Source organism: Dietzia sp. MNB45 (assembly GCF_051994785.1).
Classification (GTDB): domain Bacteria; phylum Actinomycetota; class Actinomycetes; order Mycobacteriales; family Mycobacteriaceae; genus Dietzia; species Dietzia kunjamensis.
The window spans coordinates 1,023,328-1,043,953 of sequence record NZ_CP163397.1 but is presented as its reverse complement, the minus strand read 5'-3'; the positions used below and the strand labels follow the sequence as shown (position 1 = coordinate 1,043,953).

Genomic DNA, 20,626 nt, shown 5'->3' with positions numbered 1-20,626 from the left:
CACGCTACCCACCTCCTCGGTCAATACCCGGGCAGGGACGGGTCGACGTCGCGTGTCCACGCGTCGATTCCGCCCGCCAACGACCGGACGCCGGTGAATCCGGCCCCGGACAGGGTCGTGGCGGCGCGCGCGGAGCGCACACCGGACTTGCAGTAGAGGACCAGGCGCCCCCGGGCGGCGGCGCGACCGAGGACACCGGTGGGGTCCGCGGCGTCCTCGGCGACCGAGTCCAGGGGCACCCACACCGACGGCTCGATCCGGGCGATGGACCGCTCACCCGCCCCGCGGACGTCCACGAGGACCGGGGCGGCAGCGCCGGGGGACCCCGCCTGCGTCAACTCCTCCGCGAGCTCGGCGGCGGTGACGACCGGCCCGGCCGCCGGCCCGGCCGCCGGCATCTCGCAGGAGACGTCGTCGGCCCCGTCGGGCAGTCGGGTGACCGGCTCCCTCGACGGGTCCGGTCGGATCGTCACCGCCCGGTGGGTCGACTCGAGCAGATCCATCAGGACCAGGCGTCCGAGTAGGGGCCGGCCCGCTCCCGTGACGAGCTTGACCGCCTCCATTGCCATCATCGACCCGACCGTGCCACACAACGCACCCACGACCCCGGCCTCGGCACAGCTGGGCACCGACCCGGGAGGCGGTGGGGACGGGTAGAGGTCCCGCAGGGTCACCGGGTCGGCGGGCGCCGGTGGGCGCGACCAGAACACGGCGAGTTGCGCCCGGAAGCGGTCGATGGTCCCCCAGATGAGCGGGATCCCCGCGATCTCGCAGGCGTCGGAGACCAGGTACCTGGTCGCGAAGTTGTCGCTGCCGTCGATCACCAGATCATGGCCCTCGAGAAGCGACTCGATGTTCAGGGCGTCGAGTCGGGCGTGGATCGCGTCGACCCGGACCCCGGGCGCCAACTCGGCCAGGCGGTCCCTCGCCGAGTCCACCTTGGGTCGGCCCACGGCCCCGACGGAGTGGATCACCTGCCGGTGCAGGTTGCCGAGGTCCACCTCGTCGTCGTCGACGACCGTGATCCGCCCGACACCCGCCGCGGCGAGGTACATGAGCACCGGGGCACCCAGGCCGCCGGCACCCACGACGAACACCGACGCGGCGCGCAGGCGACGCTGCCCCTCGTCGCCGATCGCGCCGAGCAACAGGTGCCGCGAGTACCGTTCCCGCTCGTCCCTCGTCAGCTCCGGTACCGGGTCCACCAGCGGGGGAAGGCCGCGGTCCCCCGGTCCGCCCGCGGCGGTCATCCCGCCACCGGGGGTCCGTCGGGGAACGGCCACGCGTTGTATCGACACGTGTCGTCGTTGTCCGGGACCACGCCCTCGGGATCCAACTGGTGGATGTCGCCGTTGTTCACGCCGAACGTCTGCTGCATCATGATCGGCGCCAGGGCGCCGTCCGCGGGGCACGGCTCGTGGGCCGGGTAGCCGATCGCGTGGCCGACCTCGTGGTTGACCAGGTATTGCCGGTAGGACCCGATGTCGCCCTGGAACGACCTCGCTCCCCGCACCCAGCGCGCGAGGTTGAGGTAGACGCGACCCGTGGCCGAGTTGTAGCAACTCGCCTCGAGTTCGATGTCGTACCCGCAGTTCTCGCGGACCGTCATGGGGCTCGCCAGCGAGACCCGGAACGCGGGCTCGTCACCGGCGATCCGCCGGAACGCGACTGCGCCGTCGGCCGTCCAGCTCTTGGGGTTGGCCAGGGTCGCGTCGACCATCCTGGCGACCGAGTCGTCCCCGCCGAAGTCGACGGTGTCGATCCCGTCCTCGACCTCGACCGTGTAGCTGAACTGCTCGGCCGTCGGGCGTCCCACCGGATCGGTGCCGCCGGGCACGATCCTGAACTCCCCGCTCGCGGCCCCGATGAAGGAGCCGCCCTCCGGCAACTCACCACTGGGCGGGACCTCACCCGCCGCGGGTACCCCGACCACGGCCGGGGTCTCTTCCGCCCGGACCACCCGGTCCTCGTCGGACGCGCCCGGCGAGACGATGGCGTCCCCGATCACCAGGGCGGTGAGCACCACGAGCACCGGGATCGCGTACGCGCGCCAGCCCCAGGTAGCCAAGAACCTGCCGACCGGGGTCTGCCGACGCAGGTGGTCCCGGGATCCGGGCACCGACCGGCGGCGCCCCGGGGTCGACTCCTGCGGGTCCCACGGCGCGCGCAGCGGCTCGCCGTGCGGAGGGTAGTACGGGGGTCGCTGACGACCCTCGGCGTCCGCACCGCCCGGCGTCCGGCGACGGCCGTCGCTCATCCGTACACCTCCACGTCCACTCCTGAAGTCAAGGCCTACACGATCCCACATGAGGGGTGAGGCGCCTCCTCCCGCACTCCGCGGCTGCGGGTATTGTCCGTCTGGCCCGGACGCATGTCGACTCCCGCCCGGGCGGAGAAGGAGCCAGCAGATGACGAGCCCGGACGGACCCTTCCCGGCCGCACCGGGCCGCACCCGAGCGGCCCGGCTCCCCCGCGGGGCCCGGCGCAGCCAGCTGATCGACGCCGCCGGGACCGTGTTCGTCGACCAGGGCTTCCACGCCTCCGGGATGGATGACATCGCCGTCCTGGCCGGCGTCTCCAAGCCGGTGCTCTACCAGCACTTCGATTCCAAACGTGACCTGTACATCGAGGTGCTGCGCCACCATGTCGACGAACTGCTCGGACGCATCCGTGCCGCGCTGGACTCGACCTCCGACAACCGGCGCAGGGTCGAGGCGGCCGTCGACACGTTCTTCGCGTACGCCGACGCCGACACCCGCGGGTTCCGGTTGGTCTTCTACTCCGAGTCCGGTGACGAGGACGTCCGGCGGGAACTCGACAGGGCCACCGACGGGTGCATCGACGCGGTCCACGACCTCGTCCGCGGGGACTCCGGGCTCGACGCCCACCGCTCGCGACTGCTGGCCGTCGGACTGGTCGGGGCCAGCCGGGTCAGCGCCGGGCACTGGCTCGACGCCGGCCGACCGATCCCCCGCGCGGACGCCGTCTCGACGACGGTCACGCTGTGCTGGGGCGGCCTGTCCAAGATCCCGCGTCACGGAGGGGACCGGACCGACCCGGACAACCAGGCCTGACCCCCGGGGGTCGGGGCCGCGAGGGCGGCCCCCGGCCCGGGGTTCACTCCCTCAGGAGAGGAACCCGACCGCGCGGCGCGCGGTCTCGCCGATCTCGACGTACGCCACCCGATCGGTGGACACGAGGTAACGGCGCCCCTTCTCGTCCTCGAGCTCGAGTACCGCCTTGGCCTCCGCGGTCAGGGCCGCCTCGACGCGCTTGTACACGTCCTCCGGCGTCATCCCGGTCTTGAACACGAGCTCACGGTTGCTGTCGGCGATGCCGATCTTGACCTCCACGGTGCCTGCCCTTCTCGTCGTAGGCGCATGTCACGCCGTCATCGGCGGTGCGTGCGGTCCAGGCTAGCCCGACGCGCTCGAAAGGCGGCGGCACGGGATAGGATGTGTGCACGTGGATCACTCCCCGGGTCCGGATCGCTCCGGCGCCGGGCGTGACAGGTCCCGTGGAAATGTGCGCGCGCCCCGCTCGCGAGGCCGGACCTTGTGCGGCCCGAACCATCCGCGCGCGAGACGAGAAAGGCACCGCCCTGTCCACCACAGATGTCACCACCGAAGAAGTCGACGGCATGGCCACGACGACCGCCGTCGTCGACGCCCCGTCCTCCGACTCCTCCCCCAGCTTCGCCGAGCTCGGCGTCCGCCCGGAGATCGTCACCGCGCTCGCCGAGCGCGGGATCACCCACACGTTCGCCATCCAGGAACTCACCCTCCCGCTGGCACTGGCCGGATCCGACCTCATCGGTCAGGCCCGGACCGGCATGGGCAAAACCTACGGGTTCGGCGTCCCGCTCCTCCACCGCATCGCCACCGGCGAGGCGACGAGGACGCTCGACGGCACCCCGCGGGCGCTCATCATCGTCCCCACCCGCGAGCTGTGCGTCCAGGTCACCCAGGACCTCAAGATCGCCGCGACCGGCCTCACCGCGCCGGCGGCCTCCGGGTCCGGCACCCGCCCGCTCAAGGTCCTCGCGATCTACGGCGGAACGCCGTACGAGCAGCAGACCGAGGCCCTGGAGAAGGGCGTCGACGTGGTCGTCGGCACCCCCGGCCGCCTGCTCGACCTCGCGAACCAGTCGAAGCTCGTGCTGGGCAAGGTCGAGGCCCTCGTCCTCGACGAGGCCGACGAGATGCTCGACCTGGGCTTCCTGCCCGACATCGAGAAGCTGCTGCGCATGGTCCCGGAGAAGCGCCAGACCATGCTGTTCTCGGCCACGATGCCGGGCCCGATCATCACCCTGGCCCGCACCTTCCTCACCAAACCCACCCACATCCGCGCCGAGGCCGCCGACTCCGGCGCCACGCACGAGAACACCACCCAGTACGTCTACCGGGCCCATTCGCTCGACAAGCCCGAGGTGGTCTCGCGGATCCTCCAGGCCGAGGGCCGAGGCGCCACCATGATCTTCTGCCGCACCAAGCGCACCGCCCAGAAGTTGGCCGACGATCTCGCGGAACGCGGCTTCCGGGTGGGCGCCATCCACGGCGACCTCGGCCAGGGGGCGCGTGAGAAGTCCCTCAAGGCGTTCCGCACCGGTGACGTCGACGTCCTCGTCGCCACCGATGTCGCGGCCCGCGGGATCGACGTCGACGACGTCACCCACGTCATCAACTACCAATGCCCCGAGGACGAGAAGACTTACGTGCACCGGATCGGCCGCACGGGCCGCGCCGGACGTACGGGTGTGGCCGTCACCCTCGTGGACTGGGACGACCTGCCCCGGTGGGGCCTGATCGACAAGGCCCTCGGGCTCGGGTCCGGTGAGCCCGCCGAGACCTACTCGACGTCCCCGCACCTGCGGTCCGACCTCGGGATCCCGGAGAGCGCCGGCGGACGCGTCGGCGCTCCCACCGGGACCGGCTCCGGCCGCCGCCCGGCCGACCGCGACTCCCGCGGGCCCGCCCGGGAGTCCGGGACCGGATCGGGACCCCGTCGGCGGCGTACCCGGACCGGGGCCTCCGGCGCTGACGAGGCCTCGACGCCCGCCACGTCCGGTGACCCCGCTCCCGGGACCGACAGCGCAGACGGTTCGGCGACCCCCGGCGACGCACCCCCGCGGCGCCGCCGTCGCCGTCGGCGCCCCTCGTCGTCGTCGCCCGACCAGGCCGGTCAGGACTGACCGGGCCACCACCTCCCCACATACGGCACGTGCGCGCAGACAGACACGCCACCGGCGGCCCGGGCCGACGGTTCCCCGGTGTGCCCTCGGAACGGGGGACACGCCGCGATCTGGCGACCGCAGCCGTCATCGTCGTCGTCATGGCGGTGGTGGCCGCCGCCGTCCTGCTGTCGGGGAGCGCGAACCGATCGGACTTCGGCGCCGCCGACGACGAGCAGCCCGTCTACGGGCCCGCGGTCGAGCGCCCTACCTCCCTCCAGCCCCTGTGGTCCCACGCATCGGGGGGCGCGGGCGCCCCACTGACCACAAAGGGCAACCTCGTCACTCTCGACGACGACGGGACCCTCGTGGGCCGCGACGCGGGCTCGGGCGAGCAGCGGTGGACCTACTCGCACGCCGGGCGTCCCTGCGCGGCCACGTTCTATGCCGACATCCTCGCCGCGGCGTTCGACGGGGCCGCCGGGTGCAGTGACGTCACCGCCCTCGATCCGACGACGCAGCAGTACACGAGCACCCGGCAGAGCGCCTTCCCCGACGCGATGGAACTGACCTCGACCTGGCGGCACGCGCTGGCCTCCAGCCCCGAGCGGCTCGAGATCTGGCGCGACGACCTCGTCCGCACCGTCGAGTACGGCGCCGTCGAGGCGCCCCAGGAAGCCGACATGCAACCACGCGCCGACTGCACCCTCGGAACGGCCGACCTCACCGACGACCGGTTCGCCGTCGCCGAACGCTGCCCCGGCGACGACTCCACACGGCTCACGCTCGCCGAGACCGTCCCCGAGGACAGCCGCAAGCCCGAGGAGATCGCCTCGGAGACCACCGGCGCCCGGGGCCTGTGGATCATCGACGTCACCGACGAGGGCGTCCTCGCACTGACCGACCGCGACGGCGCCTGGGCCGTCGAATGGTTCACCTCCCCGCGCCAGTACTCCCCCGTCCTGCGACTGGACTCCGAACCCGCGGCCAAACCGGGCGCCACCACACTCTCCGGCGACGACACCCAGGCACGGTGGTTCGACGGCGGCTCCACCCACGCCTTCCGGACCGATACCGGCCAGCACACCTGGACGGCCGGCGGGACGACCGGCCCGGGACTGACCGGCGGGTGGTCACCCGACCCCGACGTCACCACCGCGCGGGATTGGGTGCTGCTGCCCGTCGCCGGCGGATTCGGACTCCTGGACCACGACTCGGGCGTCGAGACGCTCCGCCTGGGTGCCACCTCCGCAGAGGGCGAGGGCGTCACCGGGCTGGCGCAGATCGGCGACATCCTCTACGAACGCCGCGGCGGCTCGATCCACGCCTACAAGCTGCTGGCCTGACCGGGCCGCGGACGGCCGGTCAGGCGGCGTATCAGACGGTCAGGCGACGTACCAGTCGGTCAGGCGGCGTACCACTCCACGGCGTCGCGCCGGAACAACGCCACCAGGGCGGAGGCACACACCACCGCCAGAGCGATCCCGGCCAGGTACTGGTGCGACCCCACCCCCACGTACCACGCGACGAAGAGCAGCAGCAGCTCGGCGATCACCACCAGACCGCGGCCCCACCGCCGACCGCGCAGCAGTCCCAGCCCGGCGGCCAACAACCCGCCCCCGAGGATCGCGAACCACACGGCGGTCCCGTACCCGCTGATGACCACGGTCTCCTCGCGGTGGCCGCCGATCGCACGGACCAACAGGACCACCGCGATGCCCACGCCGATGAGCCCCTGAGCAGAGGCGATCCAGCCGGCGAGGCGGACCGGGCCGGGGATCGCGATCCGGGGGTCGGCCGGAACACGGGGCTCGTCCTGTCGTCTCACGTTCACCTCTCAAGACTATGTGGCACCGGATCCACCGGGCCCCACACCCCTGGTGGGGCGCGCTCCGCCTAGGCGATAACAGCCTCTGGTGTGCGCTTTCGCGCCGATTTGACAAAGCGCGTGACGTTTACCACATCGAGATTCAAGAGGGTTGACTTGTCAGGGAATCGTGGGACGATCAGTTGTAACAGCGCAGACACACCGTGTTTGCCTTGCCTTAACCGGGAGCCACTCCAGCAGGAGCGAGCCCGCGGAGCGGGTACAACCCCCACCACCCCGTCGGGTGTCACCGAACACGAACGTTCTCACGTCGATCGTACAGGTCCACGCCTGAACGGCGTTTTCGTGCTGCCCGGCGCACCCGACCTCGGTCTCACGACGAAGGAGTTCCCATGGACTGGCGCCACAAGGCCATCTGCCGCGACGAGGATCCCGAGCTGTTCTTCCCCGTCGGCAATTCCGGCCCCGCCCTCGCGCAGATCGCCGAGGCGAAGATCGTCTGCAACCGCTGCCCCGTCACCGCCGAGTGCCTGACCTGGGCCCTCGAGTCCGGCCAGGACGCCGGCGTGTGGGGCGGCATGAGCGAGGACGAGCGTCGCGCCCTCAAGCGTCGCCGCGCCCGCACCCGGACCACGGTCTGACCCCGACCGTCTGACGCGTACGTCGCCCGACCCCAGGACGGCCAGCGTACGAGAGGCCGGTTCCCAACCCGATCAGGGTGGGAACCGGCCTCCCGCCGTTGTGGCGGCCGATCGGTCAGTCGATGACGGCGATGAGATCGCCCGCCTGGATGACGTCGCCGGGCTTCACCGCGACCTCCGTCACGGTTCCCGAGCCCTCACACAGCACCGGGATCTCCATCTTCATCGACTCCAGGAGAACGATCGTGTCGCCCTCGGCGACCTCGGTGCCGACCGCCGCGACGACCTCCAAGACGTTCGCGACCATCTCGGCACGGACCTGTTCAGTCATATGGATTATTCCTCTGCTTCCTCGACAACGGCCCCCGGACACCTCCAATGCAACCACACGGGCCCGCGCATGGAAGACTTGTACACCGACGAAAGGAGGCGACCATGAGCAAGCGTGGCCGCAAGAGGCGGGATCGCCGTAAGAAGAACGCCAACCACGGTAAGCGTCCGAACAGCTGAGTACGGACGCCGTGGACGACGAGGGGGCGGGCACCTGACCGGTGCCCGCCCCCTCGTCGTCCGTCACCGCGACCGCGGATCAGCCGAAGTCGCGTCTCTCGACGGTCGTGTGTCTGTGAACCACGGTGGTGCCGTCCGCATCCGTCGTGGTCACCGTCGTGCGTCGGATCTCCACCATCAGGCGTTCCCGCAGCCCCGTCGGAGCCTTCTCGCAGCACGAACTGGAGAGCTTCGCCTTGAGGCGGCGCTCCGAGAGGAACAACTCCCGGCAGTCCGGACACCCCGCGAGATGATGTTCGAGTCGAGAGCGGCAGGCGTCGTCGCACTCGAGGTCCACCAGCAGGGACAGGTCGCGCTTCGCCGACCGACAGTCGATCTCGTCGAGTCGTGGGTCGTGCTCCCTCATCACTTCGCCCCCTCCTCTCGGTCGCGGCCGAAACCCCGCTCGGTGGCCACGTCGCGCAGCAGCTCGCGCAGCTGCTTGCGACCGCGGTGTAGACGCGACATCACGGTCCCCAGCGGGGTGTCCATGATCTCCGCGATCTCCTTGTACGGCAGGTCCTGGACGTCGGCGTAGTACACCGCCATCCGGAACTCCTCCGGCAGCTCGGCGAGGGCCGCCCGGATCTCGTCGTCCGGCAGCAGTTCCATCGCCTCGACCTCCGCCGAGCGGAGGCCCGTCGAGGTGTGCTCGGCCGCGGCGGCCAACTGCCAGTCTGTGATCTCATCGGTCGGGTACTGCGCGGGCTGGCGCTGACGCTTGCGGTAGTGGTTGATGTACGCGTTGGTGAGGATGCGATGCATCCACGCGCGGAAGTTGGTCCCCGGCTTGAACGAGTGGAATCCCGCGAAGGCCTTGGCGTAGGCCTCCTGCACCAGGTCCTCCGCATCGGCGGGATTCCGGGTCATCCGCAAGGCCGCGCCGTAGAGCTGGTCGAGGAGAGGCATCGCCAGCTCCTCGAACTTCTCTGCGCGCTGGTCGGCCTCGTCGGGCTGCAACTCGGTCGGCAACCGGAACTCCTCACCTGTCGGTGTCCCGGAGTCTAACCGCACGCCCGGGGCGTCGAGGACCGCGGTCCGCATCGCACCCTCCCTTCCGACCCGGGACCTACCCCGGGTACCTGCTGGGAATCAACGCGGTGGGCCGTCGCGGTATTCCGGACCCCGTCACCCGCTAGGCTCCCGTCCCGTGGGCAGCAGGAAGGGACGAGGCGGCGCCGCGGCGACCCCGGCGATCGTCGCGCTGCGCGACGCCGACATCGACCACACCGTGCACACCTACGAGGTGACCGGTGACGCGGCCTACGGCGACGAGGCGGCCCGCGTGATGGGCGACCGACTGGGGGTGGCCGCGAACAGGGTGTTCAAGACACTGGTCCTGGCCACCGGCAGACCTCCCGAGGGGTCACGGGTCCCGCTCGCGGTGGCGGTCCTGCCCGTGACCTCCTCGCTGGACCTCAAGGCCGCGGCCGCCGCCCTGGGGTGCGGCAAAGCCACCCTGGCGCCGATCGACGTGGCGGAGAAGAGCACCGGGTACGTCGTCGGGGGCGTGTCGCCCGTCGGCCAGCGACGCCCCCTGGCGACTGTGGTGGACGCCTCGGCCCTGGCCCATCCCACGATCCTGTGCAGCGCCGGCAGACGCGGGTGGGAGATCGAGCTCGCCCCCGTGGATCTGGTGGCGATCACCCGGGCGGTGACCGCCCCGATCACGGCCGGCTGACCGCCCCGGTCACGGCCGCCCAGACACGGCCGCCTGGACAGGACTGTCCGGATGCGACCGCCTAGAAGAGCATCCCCTCGGCGGGGTCGACCGGCCGCACCAGCTCCGGACCGTCGTTGCGGACAGTGGACACCGCCCGCGACACCGGCCTGATCTCCACCGACTCGGCCCACTCGCCCAGGTCACCGCCCGCGCCGTCCACCAGGGCGCGCGGGTCACGCATGACAGCGGGATCGAGCCAGTCCCCGAGTACCTCGGGGCGGACCACCAACGGCATCCGGTCGTGCACCCGGCGCAGTGACCCGAGCGCCTCCGTGGTGAGGATCGTGCACGACAGTTGGGTGACCGTCTCGTCCACCGGGTCACGTCGGGCCTCCCACAATCCGGCCATGAGCAGGCCGCGGTCCCCCGGCAGGCTCATGAAGTACGGCTGCTTGGGACCGGCCTTCCCGCCGGGGGTGGCGGGCTCGCCCGGCACCCACTCGTACCAGCCGTCCATCGGGATCACGCAGTGCCGGCGGGCGACCGCGGACCGGAACGACGGCTTGGAGTACGCGGTCTCCACCCGGGCGTTGAACAGGTTCGGCAGCCGCTGTGAGTCCCCCGCCCACGAGGGAACGAGCCCCCACCGCATCGCCCGGAGCACCCGCCGGGGCGTCGCCGTGCCCGCCGCCGCGCCCGGGCCCGGGGTCGCGCCCTGACCCGCCGTCGCCGCCGTTCCGGCCGGCTCGACGAGCCTCTCGGACCGCGGGACGTCCAGTGCCAGAACCGGGATCGTGGTGGTGGGCGCGATGTTGAACCGCGGGGCCCGGGGCGCGCTGGCGGGGAACAGGCCGGGAGGCGGGGACGTCGCCTCGTCGACCGCGTCCAGCTCCACCGCGAGCAGCGCCGGGTCCGAGGAGAGGGAGAACCGTCCACACATGCCGACATCCTCGCACCCGGGTCCGGCGGATGCCGCCGCGATGGGCGACAATGACCAGGTGAGTCATTGGAACGCGCCCGTCGCCGCCGGCCCCGTCGACGCGGACGTCACCATCCCCGGGTCCAAGTCACTGACCAACCGTGCTCTGGTGCTCGCGGCGCTGGCCGACGGCCCCTCCCGCCTGGTCGGCACGCTGCGCAGTCGGGACACCGATCTCATGGTCGGCGCGCTGCAGGCGCTGGGGACACGCATCGAGGGACCGTCCGGACCGCTCGGCCCGGGTGACACCGACCTCGTCATCACCCCCGGTGAGCTGCGGGGCGCCGACGTCGAGTGTGGACTGGCCGGCACGGTGATGCGCTTCGTCCCGTCGGTCGCCGCCCTGGCGACCGGCCGGTCCACCTTCGACGGCGACCCCGCGGCCCGTGTCCGCCCGCAGGCCACCGTGCTCGACGCCCTGCGCGCACTGGGCGCCGCCATCACCGGGGGCAGCCTGCCGTTCACCGTCGACGGCACCGGCTCTCTGCGGGGCGGCCGCGTCGAGATGGACGCCTCCGCCTCCTCGCAGTTCGTCTCCGGCCTGCTGCTCTCCGCCGCGCGGTTCGACGAGGGCGCGGAGTTGGTCCACGTCGGCGCCTCGCCGGTCCCCTCCGGGCCGCACATCGAGATGACCCTGGAGATGCTCCGCGAGTCCGGCGTCGCCGTCGACCAGCCGACCCCGTCCTCGTGGCGGGTCGCGCCGGGTGCGATCGCGGCCGTCGACAGGGTCGTCGAACCGGACCTGTCCAACGCCACCCCGTTCCTCGCCGCCGCCGCGGTCACCGGCGGGACCGTCCGCGTCCCGCACTGGCCCGCCGCCACCACCCAGCCTGGGGACGCCATCCGTGGCATCCTGCGGGACATGGGCGCGTCGGTCACGCTCGAAGACGCCGACGGTGCGGGCCACGGCACCCTCGTCGTCGTCGGACCCGAGCGCCTGTCCCCCGTCGACCTGGACCTGTCCGCCATCGGCGAGCTCACCCCCACCGTCGCCGCGCTGTGCGCGCTCGCCGACGGCCCCTCCCGGCTCACCGGCATCGCGCACCTGCGCGGACACGAGACCGACCGCCTCGCCGCGCTCGCCGCGGAACTCGGCGCCGTGGGCTGCGGCGTCACCGAGCTCGACGACGGCCTCGAGATCACCCCGGCCCCGCTGCACGGCGCGCCCTGGCGCGCCTACGCCGACCACCGCATGGCCACCGCCGGCGCCATCATCGGCCTCGTGGCCCCGGGCGTCGGGGTCGACGACGTCGAGTCCACCTCCAAGACCATGCCCGGCTTCACCGCGATGTGGGCCGACATGCTGGCCGGACAGGGCTGACGGGCGGCCATGCCGAGCGGACGGGGTGCGGGCAGCGCACGGGGGTGGGACGAGTCCGACGTCCGGGTCCGGCCCGGGAAGGGCTCACGCCCCAGGACCAAACGTCGGCCCAGCCATGACGACGCCGCCGCCGCGATGATCGTCGCCGTCGACCGCGGGCGCTGGGGCTGCGTCCTGCTCGACGACGGCCCCGACCACACCGCCGGGACCCGCGTCGTCGCCATGCGGGCCCGCGAACTCGGCCGGACCCCCGTGGTGGTGGGTGACCGCGTGGGCGTCGTCGGCGACCTCACCGGCGCGCGCGACACCCTCGCCCGGATCGTTCGCGTCGAGGAACGCTCGACGGTGCTGCGCCGGACCGCCGACGACTCTGACCCCTACGAGCGGGTCGTGGTGGCCAACGCCGAGCTCCTGCTCATCGTCGTGGCCGTCGCCGACCCCCCGCCGCGCGCCGGGTTCGTCGCCCGCGCCCTCGTCGCCGCCTACACCGGGGGGCTGGACCCGGTCCTGTGCCTGACCAAGGGCGACCTGGACGACCCGTCGGTGTTCGCCGCCGAATTCGCCGAACTCGACGTGCCGGTCCTGCGGGTGGGGGTCGACGACGAGCTGAACGACCTCCACGACCTGATCGACGGCCGGATCTCCGCGATGATCGGACACTCGGGCGTCGGCAAATCGACGTTGGTCAACCGCCTGGTCCCCGATGCATACAGGGCGACGGGCGTGGTCTCCGGCGTCGGCAAGGGCCGACACACCTCCACGCAGTCCGTCGCACTCGAACTGGCGACGGGCGGCTGGGTGGTGGACACCCCCGGCATCCGCAGTTTCGGGCTGGCGCACGTCTCCCCCGACGACGTGGTGGCCGCGTTCTCCGACCTCGACGAGATCGCCGGCGCGTGCCCGCGCGGATGCACCCACCAGGGTCCGCCCGCGGACCCCGAGTGTGCCTTCGACGCCGTCACCGACCCCGCCGTGCACCGGCGGGCGCTCGCGGTGCGGGAACTCCTCGGGGCGCTACAGTCCAACGACCCGTGGGCGCTGGGGTTCGACCAGGACTGATCCGGTGGACTGCGGCGGGGCGTGGCCCGGCGGCCGGGTGTGGCCCGGCCGGCACCCGGGCCTCACGGGGGCGCCGGCCGGGCGGCCGATCAGATCTTGATCTCGACGTCCCCCAGCGCCACCGAGACGCAGGTCTGGATCCGCTCCCCCGGACCGTGGTCGGTGCCGTTGCGCAGGTCGCGGACGTGGCCCTCCTCCAGGCCCACGACGCACGTCTGGCAGATACCCATCCGGCAGCCGAACGGCATCTGCACGCCCACGCTCTCCCCGCCCTCGAGGATCGTGGTGGCCCCGTCGAGCTCCACCGTCTTGTCGGTCGAGCCGTACTTGACCGTCCCGCCCGACGCGCCCGCGTTGCGGTCCACGGTGAAACGCTCCATGTGGAGGTCGTCCCGTCCCGTTGCCTCGAAGTGCTCGGTCAGCTCGTCGAGCATCGCCGAGGGCCCGCACGCCCAGGTGGGACGCTCCGACCAGTCCGGCACGAGCGCCGACATCTGCTCGGAGTCGATGCGGCCGTCCTCGCTGGTCACCCGCAGGTGCAGCGTGTAACCCGGCTGGGTGCGCTCCAGCGCGAGGAGCTCGTCGTGGAACAGTGCGTCATCACGGTCGCGGATCGAGTGGACGTGCACCACGTCGGGGAACCCCTCGTCGGCCGAGCGGCGGTCCAGCGACCGCAGCATGCCCATCACCGGGGTGATGCCCGAGCCGGCGGTGACGAACATCAGCTTCTCGGGCGTGGGCGAGGGCAGGTGGAAATCACCGGCCGGCGCCTGCAGCCGGACGATCATCCCCGGCTCGACCGTTCCGACGATGTGGTTGCTCAGCAGCCCCTCCGGCAGGGCCTTGACCGTCACCGAGTACTCCCCACGCCCCGTCGTGGGAGCCGAGGTCAACGAGTACGAGCGCCAGGTCCACCGGCCGTTTAGCAGGACGCCGATCCCCAGGTACTGGCCGGGGCGGTACTCGGGCGTGGCGCCCCAACCCGGCTTGATCACGAGGGTCACCGCGTCGTCGGCCTCACGACGCACGGAGACGATCTCGCCGCGCAGCTCGCGGGACGACCACAGCGGGTAGATGAGCGACGAGTAGTCGTCCATCCGCAGCGGGTGGGTGAGGCGGTTGAGGAACGTACGCGCCCCCCGCGGCTCCGGAACCCGCGCGGCCGCCGCACGCAGGACGCGATTGAGCCCACTTCTCGACTCGGACACTGGTGCCTCCTTGAAAACGGATCCCCGCGGCCCGGGGGTCGGACCGCCGCTTCCGGACTATGAACCTACGGTAGCGTAGGTTCCCGTCCGGCGGGATCCCCCGGGCCGATTCTCCACGCCGTCGACCCGGGTCCGCAGGCGATCGGGGCAGTCACGGCATCCGGGCGGTGTCCGGCCCGGGTGCGCCCGCACCCCTAGAGCAGCGTGAGCAGGAACGGCAGTTCCACCGCGTCGTACCACGCCAGGTCCACGTCGAGGGCGTCACCGACGGTGAGCTCGGCGTCCTCGTCCCCCAGATCCGCACGGTCCACCACCTCGACCGCGTCCTTCACCAGGTCCACGGCCCCGGCCAGATCAACGTGGACGGCGGCGATCTCCGCGGTCCCCACCGTGGCACCGTCCAGCCGCACCACGGCGGTGTCCAGGTCCGGCCGCGGCTGCACCCGCCCGTCGGGGACGTCCGCGCTCACCACGACCCGCCGGTACGGGTGGGCCTCGTGCGCGGCGCCGGAGTCGAGTTCACCGCCGAGCAGCCGGAGCGACGCCCGCGCGGCCTCGAGGAACGCCACGTGTTCGATCTCCTCCATGTCGCCCTCGGCGTAGGACTCGATGAGCGCGGGGGTCGCCGCGAACGCGGTGCCGCTCCGCACAGGCATCTCCCCTGCCTCGAGCAGGGTCTCGAGCATCGCCATGGTGGCGGGGACGAACAAACGCATGATGGACTCTCCTCGGGCGGGTGATGGTCAGCAGGCGGTGCCGCTCAACCGGCGGTGCCGGTGAGCTCGTCCAACGCGGACGAGATGAGCTCTCCGATCTCCTCCACGTCCGGGACGGCCTGGCGATCCGAGGTGAACCCGCAGTACACGGTCCCGGCATAGCTGCTCATCGACACGGCCAGCGCCTGCCCCTCGAGCAGGGCCGGGACGGGGTAGACCTCGACGAGTTCGCCATCGCCCCAGAACACCTTGCGCTGGGGACCGGGCGCGTTGGTGACGACCAGGTCGTAGCTCTCCGACGGCAACATGATCGCCGCCCGGGAGGCCAGCGCGTGCAGGGTGGGCGGAGCGAACCCGGACAGCCGCGCCAGGGACTTGGCCCCCACGGCCTCACGCGGATGACGCTGGGTGGCCGTCTCGCGGGCGATCTGCGCCAGACGCATACGGGGATTGGGCTCCCCGACCGGCATGCCGATGAGCGCCGAGGCGATCTCCGCCGAGGTGGCCTCGCTCTGGTTCTCCGACCCGTCGGCCTCCGAGGTCACCGCCATCGGCACGATCGCTCTGAGCGTGTCCGAGGTGGACAGGGGGTGGCCGCACGACAGGATCCAGGACCGCAGTGCCCCGCAGAGCACGGCGAGCACGACGTCATTCACCTTGCAGGAGTGCTCGCGCGCGATCTCCCGCGCCTGCGCGAGGGGGAAGGACGCCAACCCCACCCGGCTCCCGCGGGGACGGGTGGTGCGGAACATCTCCGCCAGACCGCCTGCGGGACGGAGCACCGACAGATTCGCCGCGCCGACCAGTCCGCGGGTGGCCCGCTCCAGCGCGTGAGCCAGGCGGGCCGAGCGGCGCACCAGCTCCAGGGGGTCGGTCGCGATGGTCATGAGCGCGTCCAGGACGAGGACCCCGTCCCCGGGCGCCGGCACCGGGGTCCACGTGGCGACCTCGTCGACATCCGCGGAGGCCCGCTCGTCCGTCACGAGGACCTGGGCGAGATCCACGGCGTGGGGACCGCCCAGCAGCGCGTGGTGCGTCTTGGTGAGGATCGCCAACCGCCCGTCCGGAAGCCCCTCGATGAGGTACAGCTCCCACAGCGGGCGATCCGCCTCCAGCGGCCTGTCGACGAGCCTCGCCACGAGGTCGGCCAGCTGCCGCATCCCGCCGGGCGCGGGGAGCGCCGACCGCCGGACGTGGAAACTGAGGTCGAAGTCCGGGTCGTCCACCCAGACGGCCCTGGCCAGGGAGAAGGGGATGTGCCGGATCCGTTGACGGTACCGGGGCGCGTCGGCCAGGCGGGCGTCGACGAACTCCATGACGCGGTCGATGTCCCACGGTTCGTCCCTGGCGACCAGCGCCAACGAGCACGAGTGCCTGCTCCGGGAACGCGTGGCGTCACCGAGGAGCAGATCCGCGTCCGCGGTGGCCAACCTGGTCGCCACGGTGTCAGACCACCTCGTCCAACCCGAGGAGTCCCCGGATCTCCACGGCCGCGCGGTCGAACACCTGGTAGAACACGCCGATCATGCCGGTCCGCACGGCGCCGAGGACGTTCTCGATGGCGTCGTCGACCATCACGCACTCCCGCGGCTCGAGTTCGAGCCGGCGCGCCGCCTCCAGGAACGCCTCGGGCTCGGGCTTCTCCACCCCGGTCACACCGCTGAGCACCACGTGCTCGATCCCGAGATCGCGGGCGTCCTCCCGGACACGGTCCGCCCCCGGCCCCTCGGGTTCATTGCTCAGCACGGCGAGACGGACGTCATTCGCCCTCGCACCGGTCAGGATCGACCGCCAGTTCTCACGGTCCTCCTCCGTGCCGTCCAGCACCCCGAAGTAGTCGACTATCAGTCCACGCATGGGGACAGCCTAGGCAACACCCGGGCACGGTGCAGTAGGCGAGGTGGAACCGGGCGCCCGTTCCGGCGCGTCATGAGGGGTAGAGCACGCCAGACCACCCCGGGTCCGGCGCGGGAGGGAGCAGACCCCAGATGACACCGACGCCCGTTTCACCACCCACGACGGTGCGGCCTCCCCCGTCGGCCGGAACCGATCGGGACACCGGACGCGTGCGGCCCCTGCCCTCCACCGAACCCGCGCCGGGAGTGCCGGGCGCCGTGGGTCCGACGGATCGGGAGTGCGTCGTCACCCCGTCCGCCAGGCCGGTGCCCGCTCCGGAACGCGGCGTGCCGGTCCCCGCGCGGCGGGCCGCGCACGCCCTGGTCGTCATGGCGCTGGAGGTCGTGGACCGCAGGCGGGCCCCGCACCACACCAGGGGCGCGTTCCCACCCCATCTCGCAGAGATGCTGCGCACGCTCGCGCGTGACGGTGTGCCCGGACAGCACCTGGGACCAGCCAGGGTTCACCGGCTGCACATCCACGCCGCCGACCCCGGTCGGGCGGAGCCCGGCAGCTCGGAAAGCCGCACGGCCGACCCCGGACGAGCGCCGGACGCGGAGGCGGTCGACTACGAGGTCTGCGCCACGTACGCCCGCGGGCCGCGACTGTTCGCCGTCGCGGCCCGCATTCGGGTCACCCCCACCGGTGCCGGCTGCGTAGCCCTCAGGTTGGTCTGAACCATCCCGCGGGCCGCGCGGGGGTGCCGGGTCAGTCCCGGCGGCCCCTGGTGGCGGCCTTGGCCGCCCTCTCGCGGCGCTCTGCGCGCTGCTGCCGCTCCTGAGACCGCCGCTCCGCCCGGTTCGCGGAGGCACCCTCGTCGACCAGCTCCGGGTCGCCACTCTCCGACGGGCCGGAGAACCGCATCTGGTCCGCACTCACATCCCGGCCGGTACCGGCGGCCCGGAGGATCGGATTGGCACCGGCGAGTGCCGCCGCCTGCGACGCGGACGGACCGGCCATCGCCTTCTGCTGCTGGTTGGCCTCGACCTTGACGTTGAACAGGAACGCCACCGTCTCCTCACGGACGCCGTCCATCATCACCGAGAACATGTCGTAGCCCTCGCGCTGGTACTCGACGAGCGGGTCACGCTGGGCCATCGCCCGGAGGCCGATGCCCTCCTTGAGGTAGTCCATCTCGTAGAGGTGCTCGCGCCACTTCCGGTCGAGGACCTGCAGCATGACCGACCGCTCGAGCTGACGCATGGCACCCTCCCCGCCGATGCCCTCGATCTCTGCCTCACGCTCGTCGTAGCGGGCGAAGACGTCGTCGAGGACGGCGTCCTTGAGGTTCTTGGCGGACAGGTCGCCGGACGACCCGTATTCGTCGCCGTCGATGATGTCCTGCGCCGCGATCGTCACCGGGTAGAGCTGGTGGAGCGCGTCCCACAGCTTGTCCAGGTCCCAGTCCTCGACGTACCCCTCGGCGGTGGCACCGTCGACGTAGGCGCTGACGACCTGGTAGATCATCGACTCGACCTGGTCGGTGATGTCCTCGCCCTCGAGGATCCGCTTGCGCTCACGGTAGATCACCGTGCGCTGCTGGTTCATGACCTCGTCGTACTTGAGGACGTCCTTGCGGATCTCGAAGTTCTGCGACTCGACCTGCGTCTGCGCGTTCTTCACGGCCCGCGAGACCATGCCGGCCTCGATCGGCACGTCGTCGGGCAGGCTCAGACGATTCATGATCGCCTCGACGGCAGCACCGTTGAAGCGCCTCATGAGCTCGTCACCCAGCGAGAGGTAGAAGCGTGACTCGCCCGGGTCGCCCTGACGTCCCGAGCGCCCGCGCAGCTGGTTGTCGATGCGCCGCGAGTCGTGCCGCTCGGTGCCGAGCACGTACAGGCCACCGGCCTGGCGGACCCGCTCCGCCTCCTCCTTGGTGAGCGTGCGCATCCGCTCGATCTCGGTGTCCCAGGCCTGCTCGTACTCCTCCGGGGTGGTGACCGGGTCGAGACCGCGCTCGCGCAGGTTGAGGTCGGCGATGATGTCGGCGTTGCCGCCGAGGACGATGTCGGTGCCGCGGCCGGCCATGTTCGTGGCGACCGTGACCGCACCGGGCCGTCCGGCCTGCGCGATGATCTGCGCCTCCGAGGCGTGGAACTTGGCGTTGAGGACGTGGTGCTTGATGCCCTTGCGCGTGAGCAGCTTGGACAGGTGCTCACTGCGCTCGACCGAGGCGGTGCCCACGAGCACCGGCTGCTTCTTCTCGACGCGCTCGGCGATGTCCTCCACGACGGCGGCGAACTTCGCCTCCTCCGTCTTGTAGATGAGGTCCGCCTGGTCCTCGCGGGCCATCGGCCGGTTGGTCGGGATGGGCATGACCTCGAGCTTGTAGATCGAGTAGAGCTCGGCGGCCTCGGTCTCGGCCGTGCCCGTCATGCCTGCCAGCTTGTCGTACAGCCGGAAGTAGTTCTGCAGGGTGATGGTGGCCAGCGTCTGGTTCTCGGCCTTGATCTCGACCCGCTCCTTGGCCTCGATCGCCTGGTGCATGCCCTCGTTGTAGCGACGCCCGTCGAGGACGCGGCCGGTGAACTCGTCGACGATGATCACGTCGCCGTCGCGGACGATGTAGTCCTTGTCCTTGGTGAACAGCTCCTTGGCTTTGATGGAGTTGTTCAGGTAGCTCACCAGGGGCGAGTTCGCGGCCTCGTAGAGGTTGTCGATCCCCAGCTGGTCCTCGACGAACTCCACGCCCTGCTCGGTCACGCCGATGGTCCGCTTCTTGCGGTCGACCTCGTAGTGGGTCCCCTCCTCCAGCAACGGCGCGATGCGTGCGAACTCGCCGTACCACTTGCTGGAACCGTCGGCGGGTCCCGAGATGATGAGCGGGGTCCGCGCCTCGTCGATGAGGATCGAGTCGACCTCGTCCACGATCGCGTAGTTGTGGCCGCGCTGGACCAGGTCGGCGGTGTCGTGCGCCATGTTGTCGCGCAGGTAGTCGAAGCCGAACTCGTTGTTGGTGCCGTAGGTGATGTCGGCGTGGTAGGCCTCGCGGCGCTGCGCCGGGGTCATCCCGCCGAGGATCGCTCCCACCGACAGGCCGAGGAAGCGGTGGACACGACCCATCCATTCCGCGTCGCGCTTGGCCAGGTATTCGTTGACGGTGACCACGTGCACGCCGTTACCGGCCAGCGCGTTGAGGTAGGCCGGCAACACACAGGTCAGGGTCTTGCCCTCGCCGGTCTTCATCTCGGCGACCGAGCCGGTGTGCAGCACGATGGCGCCGATGATCTGCACCTTGTAGGGCTTCTGACCGAGGACCCGGTGGGCCGCCTCGCGGGCCACCGCGAAGGCCTCCGGGAGGAGCTCGTCCAACGTCTCCCCGTCGGCGACGCGACGCCTGAACTCGTCGGTCTTTGCCCGCAGTTCGTCGTCGCTCAGCTTCTCCGTCTCGTCGGCGAGTGTGTCCACGTAGTCGGCGAGAGCGGTGTACTTCTTGAGCTTTCGCCCCTCGCCGGCACGGAGCAGCTTGGAAAGAATCGACACAGTCTCGAACGTCCTCGTGGTCGGGGAAGTGGTCGTGGATACGGCGACCTGCGTGGCGACACGCGGGCCCGTCCTCATTCTAGGTGCTGTGGGCCGTCGTGACACGCCGA

At 71.4% G+C, this 20,626-nt stretch carries 22 protein-coding genes; 9 read left to right on the top strand and 13 right to left on the bottom strand.

The window, feature by feature from the left end; genetic code table 11:
- Positions 1 to 20: 20 nt before the first annotated feature.
- Both AB5G72_RS05045 and AB5G72_RS05040 read right to left on the bottom strand, forming a co-directional pair.
- A complete protein-coding gene (locus AB5G72_RS05045) occupies positions 21 to 1,283 on the bottom strand; it encodes a ThiF family adenylyltransferase (protein WP_440221126.1) in 1,263 nt (420 codons plus the stop codon).
- Positions 1,247 to 2,257, bottom strand: coding sequence for a DUF3152 domain-containing protein (locus tag AB5G72_RS05040; protein WP_067712339.1), 1,011 nt, complete (start codon positions 2,255 to 2,257; stop codon positions 1,247 to 1,249). Before AB5G72_RS05040 ends, AB5G72_RS05045 begins: the two co-directional genes overlap by 37 nt.
- A gap of 151 nt (positions 2,258 to 2,408) precedes the next feature.
- On the opposite strand from AB5G72_RS05040, the gene AB5G72_RS05035 reads away from it, so the two are divergent.
- Positions 2,409 to 3,074 carry a TetR/AcrR family transcriptional regulator gene (locus AB5G72_RS05035; RefSeq protein WP_119191975.1) on the top strand — a complete coding sequence of 222 codons (666 nt, stop codon included), beginning with the start codon at positions 2,409 to 2,411 and terminating at the stop codon, positions 3,072 to 3,074.
- Between the two features lie 51 nt (positions 3,075 to 3,125).
- Here the strand turns inward: AB5G72_RS05035 and AB5G72_RS05030 are convergent, their stop codons facing one another.
- A complete protein-coding gene (locus AB5G72_RS05030) occupies positions 3,126 to 3,353 on the bottom strand; it encodes a DUF3107 domain-containing protein (RefSeq protein ID WP_067712332.1) in 228 nt (75 codons plus the stop codon).
- Positions 3,354 to 3,571: 218 nt separating this feature from the next.
- On the opposite strand from AB5G72_RS05030, the gene AB5G72_RS05025 reads away from it, so the two are divergent.
- A complete protein-coding gene (locus AB5G72_RS05025) occupies positions 3,572 to 5,191 on the top strand; it encodes a DEAD/DEAH box helicase (protein ID WP_440221467.1) in 1,620 nt (539 codons plus the stop codon).
- Between the two features lie 80 nt (positions 5,192 to 5,271).
- Positions 5,272 to 6,516: an Rv3212 family protein gene (locus AB5G72_RS05020; RefSeq protein ID WP_440221125.1), complete on the top strand. Its 1,245-nt coding sequence runs from the start codon at positions 5,272 to 5,274 to the stop codon at positions 6,514 to 6,516.
- 59 nt (positions 6,517 to 6,575) lie between these two features.
- Here the strand turns inward: AB5G72_RS05020 and AB5G72_RS05015 are convergent, their stop codons facing one another.
- A complete protein-coding gene (locus tag AB5G72_RS05015) occupies positions 6,576 to 7,004 on the bottom strand; it encodes a hypothetical protein (protein ID WP_096905877.1) in 429 nt (142 codons plus the stop codon).
- 386 nt (positions 7,005 to 7,390) lie between these two features.
- On the opposite strand from AB5G72_RS05015, the gene AB5G72_RS05010 reads away from it, so the two are divergent.
- Complete coding sequence (locus AB5G72_RS05010; protein WP_067712327.1) at positions 7,391 to 7,639, top strand: WhiB family transcriptional regulator; 249 nt, start codon at positions 7,391 to 7,393, stop codon at positions 7,637 to 7,639.
- A 115-nt stretch (positions 7,640 to 7,754) separates the two neighbouring features.
- On the opposite strand, the gene AB5G72_RS05005 is transcribed toward AB5G72_RS05010, so the two are convergent.
- Positions 7,755 to 7,970, bottom strand: coding sequence for a biotin/lipoyl-binding carrier protein (locus AB5G72_RS05005; protein WP_067712324.1), 216 nt, complete (start codon positions 7,968 to 7,970; stop codon positions 7,755 to 7,757).
- A gap of 104 nt (positions 7,971 to 8,074) precedes the next feature.
- Here AB5G72_RS05005 and AB5G72_RS05000 point away from each other — a divergent pair, with 104 nt between their 5' ends.
- The gene (locus tag AB5G72_RS05000) at positions 8,075 to 8,149 is read left to right on the top strand and encodes a 50S ribosomal protein bL37 (protein WP_370452405.1); all 75 of its coding nucleotides are present in this window, start codon (positions 8,075 to 8,077) and stop codon (positions 8,147 to 8,149) included.
- A gap of 79 nt (positions 8,150 to 8,228) precedes the next feature.
- Here the strand turns inward: AB5G72_RS05000 and AB5G72_RS04995 are convergent, their stop codons facing one another.
- Positions 8,229 to 8,555, bottom strand: coding sequence for a zf-HC2 domain-containing protein (locus AB5G72_RS04995; RefSeq protein ID WP_067712322.1), 327 nt, complete (start codon positions 8,553 to 8,555; stop codon positions 8,229 to 8,231).
- Positions 8,555 to 9,232: a sigma-70 family RNA polymerase sigma factor gene (locus AB5G72_RS04990; RefSeq protein WP_067712319.1), complete on the bottom strand. Its 678-nt coding sequence runs from the start codon at positions 9,230 to 9,232 to the stop codon at positions 8,555 to 8,557. Before AB5G72_RS04990 ends, AB5G72_RS04995 begins: the two co-directional genes overlap by 1 nt.
- 106 nt (positions 9,233 to 9,338) lie before the next feature.
- On the opposite strand from AB5G72_RS04990, the gene AB5G72_RS04985 reads away from it, so the two are divergent.
- The gene (locus AB5G72_RS04985) at positions 9,339 to 9,869 is read left to right on the top strand and encodes an aminoacyl-tRNA deacylase (protein WP_096905878.1); all 531 of its coding nucleotides are present in this window, start codon (positions 9,339 to 9,341) and stop codon (positions 9,867 to 9,869) included.
- A gap of 61 nt (positions 9,870 to 9,930) precedes the next feature.
- Here AB5G72_RS04985 and AB5G72_RS04980 read toward each other — a convergent pair whose 3' ends face one another.
- Entirely contained in the window at positions 9,931 to 10,791 is an 861-nt protein-coding gene (locus AB5G72_RS04980; protein WP_440221124.1) for an SOS response-associated peptidase, read from the bottom strand.
- Positions 10,792 to 10,831: 40 nt separating this feature from the next.
- On the opposite strand from AB5G72_RS04980, the gene aroA reads away from it, so the two are divergent.
- Together aroA and rsgA are read left to right on the top strand one after the other, a co-directional pair.
- Positions 10,832 to 12,151, top strand: a complete 1,320-nt coding sequence (gene aroA, locus AB5G72_RS04975) for a 3-phosphoshikimate 1-carboxyvinyltransferase (protein ID WP_440221466.1) — start codon at positions 10,832 to 10,834, stop codon at positions 12,149 to 12,151.
- Between the two features lie 9 nt (positions 12,152 to 12,160).
- Positions 12,161 to 13,210: a ribosome small subunit-dependent GTPase A gene (rsgA, locus tag AB5G72_RS04970; protein WP_440221123.1), complete on the top strand. Its 1,050-nt coding sequence runs from the start codon at positions 12,161 to 12,163 to the stop codon at positions 13,208 to 13,210.
- A gap of 89 nt (positions 13,211 to 13,299) precedes the next feature.
- Here the strand turns inward: rsgA and AB5G72_RS04965 are convergent, their stop codons facing one another.
- From AB5G72_RS04965 to AB5G72_RS04950, 4 genes are all read right to left on the bottom strand, one after another.
- Positions 13,300 to 14,418 carry a ferredoxin reductase gene (locus tag AB5G72_RS04965; RefSeq protein ID WP_067712304.1) on the bottom strand — a complete coding sequence of 373 codons (1,119 nt, stop codon included), beginning with the start codon at positions 14,416 to 14,418 and terminating at the stop codon, positions 13,300 to 13,302.
- 194 nt (positions 14,419 to 14,612) lie between these two features.
- The gene (locus tag AB5G72_RS04960) at positions 14,613 to 15,134 is read right to left on the bottom strand and encodes a DUF6912 family protein (protein ID WP_067712302.1); all 522 of its coding nucleotides are present in this window, start codon (positions 15,132 to 15,134) and stop codon (positions 14,613 to 14,615) included.
- Between the two features lie 44 nt (positions 15,135 to 15,178).
- Positions 15,179 to 16,576 carry a wax ester/triacylglycerol synthase family O-acyltransferase gene (locus AB5G72_RS04955; protein ID WP_440221122.1) on the bottom strand — a complete coding sequence of 466 codons (1,398 nt, stop codon included), beginning with the start codon at positions 16,574 to 16,576 and terminating at the stop codon, positions 15,179 to 15,181.
- A 4-nt stretch (positions 16,577 to 16,580) separates the two neighbouring features.
- Positions 16,581 to 16,991, bottom strand: coding sequence for an HAD family hydrolase (locus tag AB5G72_RS04950; protein ID WP_067712297.1), 411 nt, complete (start codon positions 16,989 to 16,991; stop codon positions 16,581 to 16,583).
- A gap of 257 nt (positions 16,992 to 17,248) precedes the next feature.
- On the opposite strand from AB5G72_RS04950, the gene AB5G72_RS04945 reads away from it, so the two are divergent.
- A complete protein-coding gene (locus AB5G72_RS04945; RefSeq protein WP_440221121.1) occupies positions 17,249 to 17,707 on the top strand; it encodes a hypothetical protein in 459 nt (152 codons plus the stop codon).
- A 31-nt stretch (positions 17,708 to 17,738) separates the two neighbouring features.
- On the opposite strand, the gene secA is transcribed toward AB5G72_RS04945, so the two are convergent.
- Positions 17,739 to 20,516, bottom strand: coding sequence for a preprotein translocase subunit SecA (gene secA, locus AB5G72_RS04940; RefSeq protein WP_440221120.1), 2,778 nt, complete (start codon positions 20,514 to 20,516; stop codon positions 17,739 to 17,741).
- Between the last annotated feature and the right edge of the window lie 110 nt (positions 20,517 to 20,626).

Coding starts and splice junctions, on each gene's coding strand:
- AB5G72_RS05035 (WP_119191975.1), top strand. CDS start 2,409: ATGACGAGCCCGGACGGACCCTTCCCGGCCGCACCGGGCCGCACCCGA.
- rsgA (WP_440221123.1), top strand. CDS start 12,161: ATGCCGAGCGGACGGGGTGCGGGCAGCGCACGGGGGTGGGACGAGTCC.
- AB5G72_RS05010 (WP_067712327.1), top strand. CDS start 7,391: ATGGACTGGCGCCACAAGGCCATCTGCCGCGACGAGGATCCCGAGCTG.
- aroA (WP_440221466.1), top strand. CDS start 10,832: ATGGGCGACAATGACCAGGTGAGTCATTGGAACGCGCCCGTCGCCGCC.
- AB5G72_RS05005 (WP_067712324.1), bottom strand. CDS start 7,970: ATGACTGAACAGGTCCGTGCCGAGATGGTCGCGAACGTCTTGGAGGTC.
- AB5G72_RS04990 (WP_067712319.1), bottom strand. CDS start 9,232: ATGCGGACCGCGGTCCTCGACGCCCCGGGCGTGCGGTTAGACTCCGGG.
- AB5G72_RS04995 (WP_067712322.1), bottom strand. CDS start 8,555: ATGAGGGAGCACGACCCACGACTCGACGAGATCGACTGTCGGTCGGCG.
- AB5G72_RS04950 (WP_067712297.1), bottom strand. CDS start 16,991: ATGCGTGGACTGATAGTCGACTACTTCGGGGTGCTGGACGGCACGGAG.
- AB5G72_RS04980 (WP_440221124.1), bottom strand. CDS start 10,791: ATGTGTGGACGGTTCTCCCTCTCCTCGGACCCGGCGCTGCTCGCGGTG.
- AB5G72_RS04960 (WP_067712302.1), bottom strand. CDS start 15,134: ATGCGTTTGTTCGTCCCCGCCACCATGGCGATGCTCGAGACCCTGCTC.
- AB5G72_RS05040 (WP_067712339.1), bottom strand. CDS start 2,257: ATGAGCGACGGCCGTCGCCGGACGCCGGGCGGTGCGGACGCCGAGGGT.